Raw genomic sequence first — 12,954 nt, 5'->3', positions numbered from 1 at the left:
GGGGTCAGCGGCGTACGCCGGCCGCCTCGGCGTGGGCGCGGCGACCCGCCGGGTCGAGTCGGGCGATCAGGTCGGCGAGGTGGTCGAGCAGGGCGGCGTCGGCCGGCACGCCCGCCTCGGCGAGGCTGGCCCGGACCCGCTCGTCGAGGCGGGCGTGCTCGCGGCGGCCCCGGGCGGTCAGACAGGCCCGGATACGTCGGCGGTCCAGCGGGTCGATCCGCCGGAACACCAGGTTGCGGTCGACGAGTTGGTCGACCAGTTTGGTGAGGGTTCCCGGCGGCAACGACGCCTCGGCGGACACCTCGCTCATCGGACGGCCCTGACCGTCGGCGAGCAGGCAGAGCACCCGCCACGCCTCGGTGGTCAGGTCGTCGTCGGCCAGGACGGCGGCCAACCGGCGGGAGAGCAGCCGCTCGGCGCGGGTGAGCGAGCGCAGCAGATCGGCTGGCGCCCCGGGCACGTCTGACATGGAACCCCCTGGGCCGGTGGCGCTGTCATGGTACCGACTCGTCCCGGTCCGTGGTGAGCGATGGTATTCCCCCGTCGGGCGGGCAATCATGGGCTCATGTCCGCGCCGGCACCGCCGTGGCTCACCGTCGATCGGGCCGTGGTCAGCATCGCGCTGGTGTACCCGATGCGCGGGCCGGCGGGGATGTTCGGCCCGACCTGTGAACTCTGCGCCCAGCTCGCGGTCGAGGAGATCAACGCCGGCGGCGGGGTGCTCGGCCGCGAGGTGCGGCTGGTGCCGGTCGACGGTGGCGCCCCGCCGGCTGAGGTGGCCGCCCAGGTGGAGGCACTGGTGTCGGTGGGGGCTGTGCAGGGCGTGACCGGTTGGCACATCTCCTCGGTGCGGCAGGCGCTCGCACCCCGGGTCGCGCACCGCGTGCCGTACGTCTACACCGCCCTGTACGAGGGCGGTGAGCGTACCGAGGGGGTCTATCTGACCAGCGAGACGCCGGACGCCCAGCTGTGGCCGGCGATGCGGCTGCTCGCGGGGGAGCAGGGCGTGCGCCGCTGGTTCGTGGTCGGCAACGACTACGTGTGGCCCCGGCGCACCGCGCGGGCCGCCCAGCGGTACGCGCTGCGCGGCGGTGGTCGCGTGGTGGGGCAGGCGTTCCTGCCGTTGGAGACGCACGAGTTCGACGACGTGTTGCGCCGGATCGAGCGCAGCGAGGCCGACGCCGTGGTGATGCTGCTCGTCGGCGCGGACGCGGTGCGGTTCAACCGGGCGTTCGCGCGTGCCGCGATGGACCAGCGGTGCCTGCGGCTGAGCACCCTGATGGACGAGAACATGCTGTTGGCCAGCGGGGCGGGCGCGACGCGGCGGCTCTACAGCACGGCGGGCTTCTTCGCCGGTCTCGTGACGCAGGAGAACCTCGACTTCCACGGCGAGTTCGCCCGCCGGTTCGGGGTGGAGGCGCCGCCGCTGGGCAGCCTGGGGGAGTCCTGCTACGAGGGGGTGATGCTGCTCGCCGCCCTGATCGGGCAGGCCCGCGCCCTCGACGTGCGGGCGATCGAGACGGCTGCCGACACGGTGGCGTACCACGGGCCGCGTGGTCGGCTGCGGCTGCGTGGGCGGCACGTGCGCCAGCGGATCTACCTCGCCGAGGCCGACGGTCTCGACTTCACCGTGGTCGCCCAGCTCTGACCGTCCGGTGCGGACCCTTGACACGTCCACCCGGCCCGGCCCTAAGATGCTTCCTGCGTGAAGTATCTCCCCGTGGGGCGGATACCACGAATGCCTGTCCACCGTCGGCGAAATCTGTCCGTCGACCATTGTGGTGGCAATTCTCCGCAGGATCGATCACGGCTGACACCGTCTCGCGCGAGGCGGTGTCAGCCGTCATGGCATGCGCCGTACCCACGTGCGTGGGAAACAGTCAATTAAGGGCTGGGAAACACTCAGGCAATCATGTCGGTCGACGCTTTGCGTGCCCGTATTCGTTGCGATGACCGCAGGCGACGTCCACCCGTCGACCGCGGTGTCGCCAATGTCAGCTCCACCGGACCGCACCGACCCGCCCTTTCGTTACCTGAGTGCACCGCAGGGAGATTAGATGTCACTTCTTCGGAGCCGCCGAATCCTGGCGGGTGCCATGACCCTCGTCGCCGCGGTGGCCATGACCGCGTGCGGCAGCAGGACCAGTGCCGAGGGCGGCGCGGCCGGCGTCACCGCCGACGTCTCCGGCGACACCGTCAAGGTGGGCCTGCTCAACTCGCTCTCCGGCACCATGGCGATCAGCGAGGTCACCGTCCGCGACGCCATCATGCTCGCCGTCGAGGAGATCAACGCGGCCGGCGGCGTCCTCGGCAAGAAGATCCAGCCGGTCGGGGAGGACGGCGCCTCGGACTGGCCCACCTTCGCGGAGAAGGCCGAGAAGCTGATCTCCGAGGACCGGGTCGCCGCCGTCTTCGGCTGCTGGACGTCGGCCAGCCGCAAGGCGGTCAAACCGGTGTTCGAGAAGAACAAGGCGCTGCTCTTCTACCCGGTGCAGTACGAGGGTCTGGAACAGTCGCCCTACATCTTCTACACGGGCGCGACGACCAACCAGCAGATCGTCCCGGGGCTCGACTACCTCAAGGCCCAGGGAACGACATCGGTCTACCTGGTCGGCAGCGACTACGTTTTCCCACGGACGGCCAACAAAATCATCAAGGCGTACGCGGCGGCGAATGGGATGACCGTGGTCGGCGAGGATTACGCGCCGCTCGGGTCCACCGAATTCGGCACGATCGTCAACAAGGTCAAGTCGTCCGGCGCGAAGGCGGTCTTCAACACCCTGAACGGCGACAGCAACGTGGCGTTCTTCAAGGAGTACAAGTCGGCCGGGCTGACCGCCGCCGCCATGCCGGTGGTGTCGGTGTCCATCGCCGAGGAGGAGGTCAAGGGCATCGGCACCCAGTACCTGGAGGGTCAGCTGACCGCCTGGAACTACTACCAGACCACGCCCGGCGCGGCGAACAACCGGTTCGTGGCCGCCTACAAGGCGAAGTACGGCGCGGACAAGCCGACGAGCGACCCGATGGAGGCCGCCTACGTCAGCGTCCACCTGTGGAAGGCGATGGTCGAGAAGGCCGGCGCGTTCGACGTCGAGCGGGTCCGCGGCGCATCCGACGGCATCACCTTCGACGCGCCGGAGGGACTGGTCACTGTCGACGGCAGGACCCAGCACATCGCCAAGACCGCCCGCATCGGCAGGATCGGCGCGGACGGCCTGATCACCGAGGTGTGGAACTCCGGCAAGCCGGTCGCGCCGGACCCGTACCTCAAGACCTATCCGTGGGCGAGCGGCCTGAGCTGACGACGCCGGCCCGCAGTACGGGAGCACCCACCGTGACAGTCCTCTTCGGTCAACTCTTCACCGGCATCAGCATCGGCGCGGTGCTGCTGCTCGTCGCGCTCGGGCTGGCGCTGACCTTCGGCCAGATGAACGTCATCAACATGGCGCACGGCGAGTTCATCATGGCCGGCGCCTACACCACGTACGTGCTGCAACAGAGCATCACCGGCGCCGGGCTGTCGCTGCTGGTGGCGCTGCCGGTGGCGTTCGTGGTCGCCGGCACGACGGGGATGCTGCTGGAGATCCTGCTGATCCGCCGGCTCTACGCCCGTCCCCTGGACACCCTGCTGGTCACCTGGGGCGTGTCCCTGATGCTGCAACAGCTCGCCCGGGACATCTTCGGCAGTCCGAACGTGCAGACCCGCGCGCCGGACCTGCTCACCGGCAACGTGGCGGTGCCCGGCGGCCTGACGGTCGCCAACAACCGGCTGTTCATCCTGGCCCTGGCCCTGGCCGCCGTCACCGCGCTCACCCTGGCGCTGCGGCTCACCCCGTTGGGGCGTCGGATCCGCGCGGTCGTGCAGAACCGCGACCTCGCCGCGGTGTCCGGCATCCCCACCGCCCGGGTGGACCGGACGACCTTCTTCCTCGGCTCGGGCCTGGCCGGGCTCGCCGGGGTGGCGCTCACCCTCCTCGGCCCGATCGGCCCGACCATGGGCACCAATCTGATCATCGACGCCTTCCTGGTGGTCGTGGTCGGCGGGATCGGTCAGCTCAAGGGCAGCGTGATCGTCGCCTTCGCCCTCGGGGTCCTGCAGGCCACCGGGGAATACCTCACGACCCTCAGCGTCGCCAAGGTGATCGTCTTCGTGGCGATCGTCGCGTTCCTCCAGTGGCGGCCACAGGGCCTGTTCACCCTGCGGACCAGGAGCCTCGCATGACCGCCGTGACACCCGCGCCGCCGAGCGCCGCCGGCGCACCGGCCCCGACCGACGCCGCACCACCGAACCGGCCCGGGGGTCGCTCACGGCTACCCGCGGCGGCGGGGTTCGCGTGCGGCGCGGCGCTGCTGTTCGCCGTCGCGCCGCTGGCGCTCTCGGACTTCCGGCTGGCCCTGCTCGCCAAGTACCTGTGCGTCGCCATGGTGGCCGTCGGCATCGGCATCGCCTGGGGGCGCGGCGGGCTGCTCACCCTCGGCCAGGGCGTCTTCTTCGGCCTGGGCGGCTACGCGATGGCCATGCACCTCAAGCTCGCCGACGCGGGTCCCGGTGGAATGCCGGACTTCATGCAGCTGTACGGGCAGCTCGACGAGCTGCCCGTCTGGTGGCGCCCGTTCGCCAGCCCGTGGTTCGCGCTGCCGGCCACGGTGCTGCTGCCGATGGCCGTCGCCTTCGGGCTCGGCTCACTGGTGTTCCGCCGCCGGGTGCGGGGCGCGTACTTCGCCATCCTCAGCCAGGCTCTCGCCGCCGCCATGGTGATCCTGTTGATCGGCCAGCAGGGGACCACAGGCGGCACCAACGGGCTCACCGACATCCAGGGCTTCTTCGGTTACGACCTGGACGACCCGGTCAACCAGCGGATGGTCTACTTCATCATCGCCGGCGTCCTGCTCGCGCTGCTCGCGCTGGCCCGCCAGCTCGTTCACAGCCGCTACGGGGAACTGCTGGTGGCGGTGCGGGACAGCGAGGAGCGGGTCCGTTTCCTCGGCTACGACCCGGCGTCGGTCAAGCTCGTCGCCTACGTGGTGGCGGCGGGTATGGCGGGCCTCGCGGGCGCGCTGTTCGTGCCGGCGGTGGGCATCATCTCGCCGGCCCTCATCGGCATCGTCCCGTCGATCGAGTTCGTCATCGGGGTGGCGGTGGGCGGCCGGGCCACGCTGCTCGGGCCGGTGCTCGGCGCGGTGGCGGTCGCCTGGGCGCGTACCGCCCTCTCCGAACGTTTCCCGGGCACCTGGACGTACCTGCAGGGTCTGCTCTTCGTGGTGGTGGTGGCGTTCCTTCCCGGCGGCCTGGCGTCGCTGTGGGCGCTGGCCCGCCGCCGCGGCGCCGAGCGGGCGGAGGTGTCGACCTCATGAACGACGACCGCCCGGACGGGTTGTCCGTCCGTGACGTGCGGGTCAGCTTCGACGGCTTCACCGCCGTCGACGGCGTCTCGCTGGAGGTGCCCGCCGGTGACATCCGGTTCCTGATCGGGCCGAACGGCGCCGGCAAGACCACAGTGGTCGACGCGATCACCGGTCTGGTACGGGCCACCGGCTCGGTGTGCTTCGGCGACCAGGAGCTGCTGGGCCGCCCGGTGCACCGGATCAGCCGGCTCGGCGTCGGCCGGACGTTCCAGACGTCGACGATCTTCGAGGAGCTGTCGGTCCTGCAGAACCTCGACATCGCCGCTGGTGCCCGCCGCGGCTGGGCCAGCCTGGCCCGGCGTCGGCGGGGGATCCCCGACGACGTGGCCGCCGCGCTGGAGACCATCGGGCTGACCGGCCGGGCCGACCAGCTCGCCGGCACGCTCGCGCACGGCCAGAAGCAGTGGTTGGAGATCGGCATGCTGCTGGTGCAGGACGCGCGGCTGCTGCTGCTCGACGAGCCGGTCGCCGGGATGAGCCACGAGGAGCGCGACGCCACGGGTGCCCTGCTGGAGACGGTGAGCCGGGACCGCACGGTGGTGGTGATCGAGCACGACATGGACTTCCTGCGCCGGTTCGCGCGCAGCGTCACCGTGCTGCACGCGGGGAGGGTTCTCAGCGAGGGCACGGTGGCGCAGGTCCAGGCGGACCCGCGCGTGCAGGAGGTCTACCTCGGCCACCCGGTCGAAACCGGGTCGGTCCCCAGCGGTCTGGAGGCATGATGCTGACCCTGCGTGGGGTGCGTGCCGGATACGGGCGTTCCCGGGTGCTGCACGGCGTGGACCTCGCCGTCCCACCCGACGGGGTGGCCGTGGTGCTCGGGCACAACGGCGCCGGTAAGAGCACCCTGCTGCGGGTCGCGGCGGGCCTGCTGCGCCCGACCGCCGGAGCCGTCGAGCTGGACGGCGAGGACGTCACCCGTCTCGCGCCGCACGAGCGGGTGGCGCGCGGCATGGCGTACGTCCCGCAGGGCCAGCAGTGCTTCCCGCACCTGACGGCGGCGGAGAACCTGCGCCTCGTCGCCGACGGCCGGCGCGACGGAGCGGTGGCGACGGCGGAGGTGCTGGACCTGTTCCCGGCGCTGCGTCCGCTGCTGCGGCGGCGGGCCGGGCTGCTCTCCGGTGGTCAGCGTCAGCAACTCGCCATCGCCCGCGCGTTGATCACCCGGCCGCGGCTGCTCATGCTCGACGAGCCGACCGAGGGCATCCAGCCGTCGGTGGTCGCGGAGATCCAGGAGCGGATCGTCGAGCTGATCCGGCAGTCCGGCTTCAGCGTGCTGCTCGTCGAGCAGCACCTCGGGTTCGCGTTGCGGGTGGCGGACCGCTACCACGTCCTCGAATCCGGCCGGGTCACCTCGCACGGCGACGGGGGAGTCACGGCCGAGCGGGAGGTGCGTGCGGCCCTCGCGGTCTGACCCGAGCCGGGTCGCGCCCTTCGGCCGAGCGTGGCCCGGCGAGACTCGTAAAAATTCAGGTCGGTCTAACTCTGGACCTTTACTGTTAACAGTCCTAATAATAGGGCCCCGGTCTCGACCCGATCCGGAAGGCCCACTCCATGCGCCGCCCCGCCATCCTCACCCTGGCCGCCGTGCTGGCCGCCGGTGTCACCACCGTCCACCTGGCGACATCCGCCTCCGCGGCCGCCGCCTGCTACCCCACCTGGTCGTCGTCCGCCGTCTACGTCGGCGGCGGCCAGGCCTCCTACCAGGGCGTCAACTACCAGGCCAAGTGGTGGACCCAGAACGAGAACCCGGCCACGCACAGCGGCCAGTGGGACGTCTGGGCGAACCAGGGCGCCTGCGGCGGCACCACCCCGCCGACCACGCCACCCCCGACCACGACGCCGCCGCCCACCACACGACCCCCGACCACCCCGCCGCCCACCACACCCCCGCCGACCGGCACCGGTCAGCTGCCGAAGCACTTCCTCACCGGTTACTGGCAGAACTTCGACAACCCGGCCCGGGAGATCCGGCTCCGTGACGTACCGGCCCGCTACGACCTGGTCGCGGTCGCGTTCGCCGATGCGACGAGCACACCCGGCGCGGTGTCCTTCAGCATCGACGCGGGCCTGAGCGCCTCGCTCGGCGGCTACACCGACACCGACTTCAAGAACGACATCGCCACCCTGCACTCGCGGGGCAAGAAGGTCGTCATCTCGGTCGGCGGCGAGCGCGGCACCATCTCGGTCGCCAGCTCCAGCGCCGCCACCAACTTCGCCAACTCGATCGTCGACCTCATCGGGACCTACGGGTTCGACGGCGTCGACATCGACCTGGAGAACGGCGTCAACGCGACCTACATGGGTCAGGCGCTGCGCGACATCCGCAGCCGGACGAGCGCCAACCTGATCATCACGATGGCACCGCAGACCATCGACATGCAGAGCACCGGCGCCCAGTACTTCCAACTCGCCCTCGCCATCAAGGACATCCTGACCGTCGTCCACACGCAGTTCTACAACTCCGGCGCGATGCTCGGCTGCGACAACAACGCCGCGTACAGCCAGGGATCGGTCAACTTCATCGTGGCGGTCGCCTGCATCCAGCTCGAGAACGGGCTCCGGCCGGACCAGGTCTCCCTGGGACTGCCGGCCGCGCCGAGCGCCGCCGGTGGCGGCTACGTCAACCCGACGGTGGTCAACCAGGCCCTCGACTGCCTCGCCACCGGCACCAACTGCGGCTCCGTCAGGCCGCCGCGCACCTATCCCGGCATCCGTGGCGCCATGACCTGGTCGATCAACTGGGACGTCACCAACGGCAACGGCTTCGCCGACACCATCCGCCCCCACCTCGACACCCTGCCCTGAACCCCCACAGGAGAGTGCCATGAAGCTCAGGCAGAAGATCCTCGCCGCGACCGCGGTAGCGGTCACCTCCATCGCGATCGCCATCGCCCCGATGTCCACGTCGAGCGCCGCCGCGGCCTGCTACCCGGCCTGGTCCGCGTCCCAGGTCTACGTCGGCGGAGGCCAATCGTCCTACCAGGGCGTCAACTACCAGGCCAAGTGGTGGACCCAGAACGAGAACCCGGCCACCCACAGCGGCCAGTGGGACGTCTGGGCCAACCAGGGCACCTGCGGCGGCACCACCCCGACCACCCCGCCGCCCACCGGACCCACCAACCCGCCGCCGGCCGGCAGGATGGCGGCGGCGCCGTACGTCTACCCCGGTTGGGGCAACCCGCCGGCGCCCTCGACGATCACCGGTCAGGGCGTGCGCGCGTTCACCGTCGCGTTCGTGCTGGCCAACGGCTGCAATCCGGTCTGGGACGGGGAGGGCGGCCTGACCGGCGGCGTCCACGAGTCCTGGATCAACCAGGCCAAGGCGGCCGGCGCGACCATCGTCCCGTCGATCGGCGGCTGGCAGGGCAACAAGCTCGGCCCGAACTGCGCCACCCCGGAGGCCCTCGCCGGCGCGTACCAGAAGGTCATCAACACCTTCGGTCTGAAGGCCATCGACATCGACATCGAGAACTACGACGAATTCGAGAACTACCCGGTCGCCGACCGCATCGTCAGCGCCCTGGGCATCATCAAGCGCAACAACCCGGGCGTCACCACGATCCTTACCTTCGGTACCACCACGACCGGCCCCAACGTGCACGGCGTCCGGCTGATCAACCAGGCCCGGGCGCTGAACGCCAACGTGGACGTCTTCACCATCATGCCGTTCGACTTCGGCGGCGGCAGTGACATGTACACCAGCACCCGCAACGCCGCGGAGGGCCTGAAGAACCAGTTGAAGTCGACGTTCGGCTGGAACGACCAGACGGCGTACGCCCACATGGGCATCTCCGGGATGAACGGCCTGTCCGACCAGCAGGAGGTCACCACGCCGGACACCTGGACGCGGATCCGCGACTACGCCAGGAGCAGCGGGCTCGCCCGATTCACCTTCTGGGCGGTGAACCGGGATCGCGGCTGCGCCGGCGGCGGCGTGGTCTCCACCTGTAGCGGCATCGCCCAGAGCGACTGGGAGTTCAGCCGGATCTCCGCCGGCTTCTAGCGTCCGTCGAGGGCCGGACCGGTCGGACCGGTGCCCGCGGCCGCGGTGGCGTCCTCGCCGTCGCCGCCGCGGGCACCGGCCGCGACGTGACGGCTCCGGACCATGCGGCACCCGCTGTCCCCCGAGCGTGGTCGACCGGTTCCACCCCGAGGAACCGGGTGTGTCGGCCCGGGAACAAGCCCGGGTCCGGCGATGCTGGAGCTGTGGTGATGGACAACGGCGTGCGCCTGTCACTGCTGGACCGGTCCCGGACCCGCGTCGGCGAGGCCGACTCCGAGGCGCTGCGGGGCACGGTGGCGCGGGCGGCGCGTGCCGAGCGGCTGGGGTACGACCGCTTCTGGGTCGCGGAGCATCACGGCGTCCCCGGTGTCGCGGGCGCGGCCCCGGCGGTGCTGCTGGCCGCCGTCGCCGGTGCGACGGCCGCCATCCGGATCGGCTCGGCCGGGGTGATGCTGCCGCACCACCAACCGCTCGTGGTCGCCGAGCAGTTCGCGACGCTGTCCGCCTTCGCCGCGGGCCGGGTCGACCTGGGGCTGGGCCGCTCGCCGGGGTTCACCGGGCCCGTACGCCGCGCGCTGCGGCAGACCGACGGCGACTTCGCCGCGGACCTCGCCGAGCTGCGCCGGTTCCTCACCGCGACGGCGGAGATCAGCCTGCATCCGCAGCCGCAGGGTGCGTTGCCGCTGTACGTGCTGGCCACCGGGAGCGGTCTGTCGATCGCGGCCGAGCTGGGCCTGCCGGTGATCGTGGGTGGTCCGCTGCTGGGAGTCGGCGGCGATCCGTCTCCCGGGTTGGCGGCGCTGGCCGAGTACCGGCGCGCCTTCCGGCCGTCGCCACAGCAGTCACAGCCGTGGGTGGCGGTCAGCCTGGACGTGCTGATCGCCGACACCGCCGCGGAGGCCGCCGACCTGCTGTTGCCGGAGGCCTGGGCGATGGCGCAGAGCCGGGCCACCGGGATCTTCCCGCCGCTGGAGCCGGTGGAGGCAGGCCGGTCCGCGCACCGCACCGCACGCCAGCAACAGCACCTCGAGCAGGCCGCCGCGCGGGTGATCGCCGGCCCGCCGGCGCAGGTGGAGCGGGAGCTCGCCGAGCTGCTCGACCGCACCGGGGCCGCGGAACTCGTCGCGGCCGGCAGCACCTTCGACCGGGCCGCCCTGGCCACGTCGGACGCCGAGCTGGCCGCCCTGTTCGGCCGGCCGCACTAGCGTGGCGCGAGCACGGTGACGGCCACGACGGCGCTGTTGACGACCGTGGCCGTCACGGTGCGGGTCACCGCCTGCGCCGTGGCGTCAGCGCCCCAGTCGCCGCGTTCGAGTTCCTTGGCCCGCGTGATCACCGGCGAGGTCCAGGGGATCTCGCGGTGGAACTGCGGGAGTGTTCCGCTCGCCGAGAGCAGGGCCGCGAGCGCGGCGACCCGGGCCGTCGGCTGCACGCCGTCGACGAGCGCCTGCCGGACGTCGGCGAGAAGACGGGTCCGGCGTTCGGTCCGTCCCTCCCGGAGGGCGGTGGACGTGAACAGGCCGAGAACCCGGCGCGCCTCCTGGTCGATGTCCCCCCGTGCGACGAGCCGCTGCAACACCGGCTCACGCAGCGCCGGGCCGATCGCCGCGAGTGCCGTCTGCACCCCTCTCGGCTTCTCGGCGAGATAGTCCCACGCCGGGCGCAGGAGGCGATTCGACGGTGGGTGATCCGGCACGCTCCGGATCCGGCCTCGCTCCACCGTGGTCAGGTGGTCGCCGAGGGCGAGGTCGGCGAGGACGGCTCCGCCGAGGACGTAGAACAGGGTGTTCTCACCCGCGATGGTGCCGGAGCCGGGCTGGAACAGCATGAGCAGGAGATCTTCGGCCAGGGTCGGGGGAGTCGAATGCGTCCGGTCGTCGGTGGTCATCGGCGGGGCTCCCAGCGGAAGAGTCGGGTGGCCAGGGCGACGGCGACCGCCACCCAGCCCAGGGTCGGTGCGAGCAGGAGCAGGGAGTCGGTCACGGCGACGCCGCCGTTCCAGGCGTTCCCGGCCAGTTCGGTGGCCGCGCCGCCGGGCAGCAGCCGCTTGAGCCAGGCGAGGTTCTCGGTGCCGGCGATGCCCACCCAGGTGGCCACGGCGATCACGCCGAGGGTGACGGGCAGGGTGGTGACCTGGGCGTGCTCGGGGGAGTTGGTCAGTCCGGCGGTGGCCAGGGCCAGGGCGATCATCATGGCCAGGGTCGCGATGACCGCCAGCACGAGCAGGGCGACGTTGGCCGGGCCGCCGGCGACGACGGCCAGCGCGGTGAGGATCGCGGCCACCTGCACCACCGCGATCGTGGTCGGTGGCAGCAGCAGGCCGGCGAGAATGGTGGAGTCGGCGACAGCGGTGGAGCGCAGTCGTTTCAGGAAGAGATTCTGGCGTCGTGAGGCCAGGGTGGTGACGGCGGTGGCGTAGAGCCCGAACGCGGCCACGGTGAACATCACGATCGCCGCGATGTAGCCGAGGCTGCCGATGTCGGCGAAGACCTCGTGCTGGCGGACGAAGAGGGCGGAGACGGCGAACGGAATGATGAGGCTGGTGACCAGCACCAGCCGGTTGCGGAGGATCTGGATCAGCTCACTGGACGCGATGGGCAACATGTGACACTCCTGTGCGGGCGGGGTTCAGCGGGTGATGGCGCGGAAGACGTCGTCGAGGCGGGTCGGCCCGGCCTGCAGGTCCCGCAGCTCCACCGCGTGGTCCTGCGCCCAGCCGAGCAGGGCGTGCAGGTCCTTCTGCAGGGCGAAGGTCTCGATCACGACCTTCCCGTCGGCGTCGACCACCAGGTGCCGGGGCAGGACCGGCACCGGTTCCGCGAGGGAGAACTGGATGACGGCCGGCAGGCTGCGGGTCAGCTCGGAGACGGTGCCCTCGCGGTCCAGGGTGCCCTGGTGCATGAGCCCGATCCGGTCGGCGCGCTGCTGCGCCTCCTCCAGGTAGTGGGTGGTGAGCACGATGGTGGCGCCGTTCTCGCGTAGCCGGTCCACCGTCGCCCAGACCGCGTCGCGGGTCTGGATGTCCAGGCCGGTGGTCGGCTCGTCCAGGACGATCAGTTCCGGGGTGCCGTAGACGGCGGTGGCGAAGTCCAACCGCCGCTTCTCCCCGCCGGACAGTTGGGACACCCTTCGGCCGGCCCGGTCGGTGAGGTCGACCAGGTCGATCACCCGGTCGACGTCGTCGCTGCGCCCGCTGAGCCGGCCGATCAGCCCGACGGACTCGCGGACCGTGAGGTCCGGGGAGAAACCACTCTCCTGGAGCATGACGCCCATTCGGGGACGGACCGAGCGCCGGTCGCGCGGGCCGTGGCCGAAGACGCGTACCGTGCCGGAGGTCGGCGCGCGGTGTCCCTCGACGACCTCGAGGGTCGAGGTCTTCCCGGCCCCGTTGGTGCCCAGCAGGGCGTAGAGCTCCCCGGGACGTACCTCGAAGGAGAGGTCCCTGACGGCGGGGAAGTCGCCGTAGGTCAGGTTCAGCCGGTCGACTTCGATGACGGGTGTGGTGGACATGCACCCATGACAGCGCGGATGCGGCCGGGGCG

Annotated in this window: 13 protein-coding genes; 9 read left to right on the top strand and 4 right to left on the bottom strand. The window is 71.3% G+C overall.

The features are described from left to right. Nucleotides 1–4: 4 nt before the first annotated feature. The gene (locus tag GA0070213_RS19675) at nucleotides 5–469 is read right to left on the bottom strand and encodes a MarR family winged helix-turn-helix transcriptional regulator (RefSeq protein WP_091066442.1); all 465 of its coding nucleotides are present in this window, start codon (nucleotides 467–469) and stop codon (nucleotides 5–7) included. A gap of 96 nt (nucleotides 470–565) precedes the next feature. Between GA0070213_RS19675 and GA0070213_RS19670 the strand changes: the two genes are divergently transcribed. The 9 genes from GA0070213_RS19670 (at nucleotide 566) to GA0070213_RS19630 (ending at nucleotide 10,617) form a co-directional block, all read left to right on the top strand. Beyond that, complete coding sequence (locus GA0070213_RS19670) at nucleotides 566–1,648, top strand: substrate-binding domain-containing protein (protein WP_091066440.1); 1,083 nt, start codon at nucleotides 566–568, stop codon at nucleotides 1,646–1,648. 409 nt (nucleotides 1,649–2,057) lie between these two features. Beyond that, nucleotides 2,058–3,302: an urea ABC transporter substrate-binding protein gene (urtA, locus tag GA0070213_RS19665; RefSeq protein WP_091066436.1), complete on the top strand. Its 1,245-nt coding sequence runs from the start codon at nucleotides 2,058–2,060 to the stop codon at nucleotides 3,300–3,302. Between the two features lie 32 nt (nucleotides 3,303–3,334). Then, entirely contained in the window at nucleotides 3,335–4,222 is an 888-nt protein-coding gene (urtB, locus tag GA0070213_RS19660; RefSeq protein WP_091066433.1) for an urea ABC transporter permease subunit UrtB, read from the top strand. Further along, nucleotides 4,219–5,355 carry an urea ABC transporter permease subunit UrtC gene (gene urtC / locus GA0070213_RS19655; RefSeq protein ID WP_091066430.1) on the top strand — a complete coding sequence of 379 codons (1,137 nt, stop codon included), beginning with the start codon at nucleotides 4,219–4,221 and terminating at the stop codon, nucleotides 5,353–5,355. Before urtB ends, urtC begins: the two co-directional genes overlap by 4 nt. Further along, nucleotides 5,352–6,128 (top strand): urea ABC transporter ATP-binding protein UrtD, encoded by a 777-nt coding sequence (gene urtD, locus GA0070213_RS19650; RefSeq protein ID WP_091066426.1) that lies wholly within the window; start codon nucleotides 5,352–5,354, stop codon nucleotides 6,126–6,128. Before urtC ends, urtD begins: the two co-directional genes overlap by 4 nt. Then, a complete protein-coding gene (urtE, locus tag GA0070213_RS19645; protein WP_091066864.1) occupies nucleotides 6,128–6,820 on the top strand; it encodes an urea ABC transporter ATP-binding subunit UrtE in 693 nt (230 codons plus the stop codon). The genes urtD and urtE overlap by 1 nt, the downstream gene beginning before the upstream one ends. Nucleotides 6,821–6,960: 140 nt before the next feature. Next, on the top strand, nucleotides 6,961–8,214 hold the full coding sequence (locus tag GA0070213_RS19640; RefSeq protein ID WP_091066422.1) for a chitinase: 1,254 nt from the start codon (nucleotides 6,961–6,963) through the stop codon (nucleotides 8,212–8,214). A 19-nt stretch (nucleotides 8,215–8,233) separates the two neighbouring features. After that, complete coding sequence (locus GA0070213_RS19635; RefSeq protein WP_091066419.1) at nucleotides 8,234–9,412, top strand: carbohydrate-binding protein; 1,179 nt, start codon at nucleotides 8,234–8,236, stop codon at nucleotides 9,410–9,412. A 209-nt stretch (nucleotides 9,413–9,621) separates the two neighbouring features. Further along, nucleotides 9,622–10,617 (top strand): MsnO8 family LLM class oxidoreductase, encoded by a 996-nt coding sequence (locus tag GA0070213_RS19630; RefSeq protein WP_091066859.1) that lies wholly within the window; start codon nucleotides 9,622–9,624, stop codon nucleotides 10,615–10,617. Here the strand turns inward: GA0070213_RS19630 and GA0070213_RS19625 are convergent. Genes GA0070213_RS19625 through GA0070213_RS19615 form a run of 3 tightly spaced genes read right to left on the bottom strand, consistent with a single transcriptional unit; the run spans nucleotide 10,614 to nucleotide 12,922 of the window. Next, the gene (locus GA0070213_RS19625; RefSeq protein WP_091066415.1) at nucleotides 10,614–11,300 is read right to left on the bottom strand and encodes a GOLPH3/VPS74 family protein; all 687 of its coding nucleotides are present in this window, start codon (nucleotides 11,298–11,300) and stop codon (nucleotides 10,614–10,616) included. The genes GA0070213_RS19630 and GA0070213_RS19625 overlap by 4 nt on opposite strands. Continuing rightward, nucleotides 11,297–12,016, bottom strand: a complete 720-nt coding sequence (locus GA0070213_RS19620; protein ID WP_091066411.1) for an ABC transporter permease — start codon at nucleotides 12,014–12,016, stop codon at nucleotides 11,297–11,299. The genes GA0070213_RS19625 and GA0070213_RS19620 overlap by 4 nt, the downstream gene beginning before the upstream one ends. Nucleotides 12,017–12,040: 24 nt before the next feature. Beyond that, complete coding sequence (locus GA0070213_RS19615) at nucleotides 12,041–12,922, bottom strand: ABC transporter ATP-binding protein (RefSeq protein ID WP_091066408.1); 882 nt, start codon at nucleotides 12,920–12,922, stop codon at nucleotides 12,041–12,043. Nucleotides 12,923–12,954 lie beyond the last annotated feature (32 nt).

Source organism: Micromonospora humi (assembly GCF_900090105.1).
Taxonomy (GTDB): Bacteria; Actinomycetota; Actinomycetes; order Mycobacteriales; family Micromonosporaceae; genus Micromonospora; species Micromonospora humi.
Note: the sequence above shows the minus strand (reverse complement) of the source record. Positions and strands in the feature narration are given on the sequence as shown.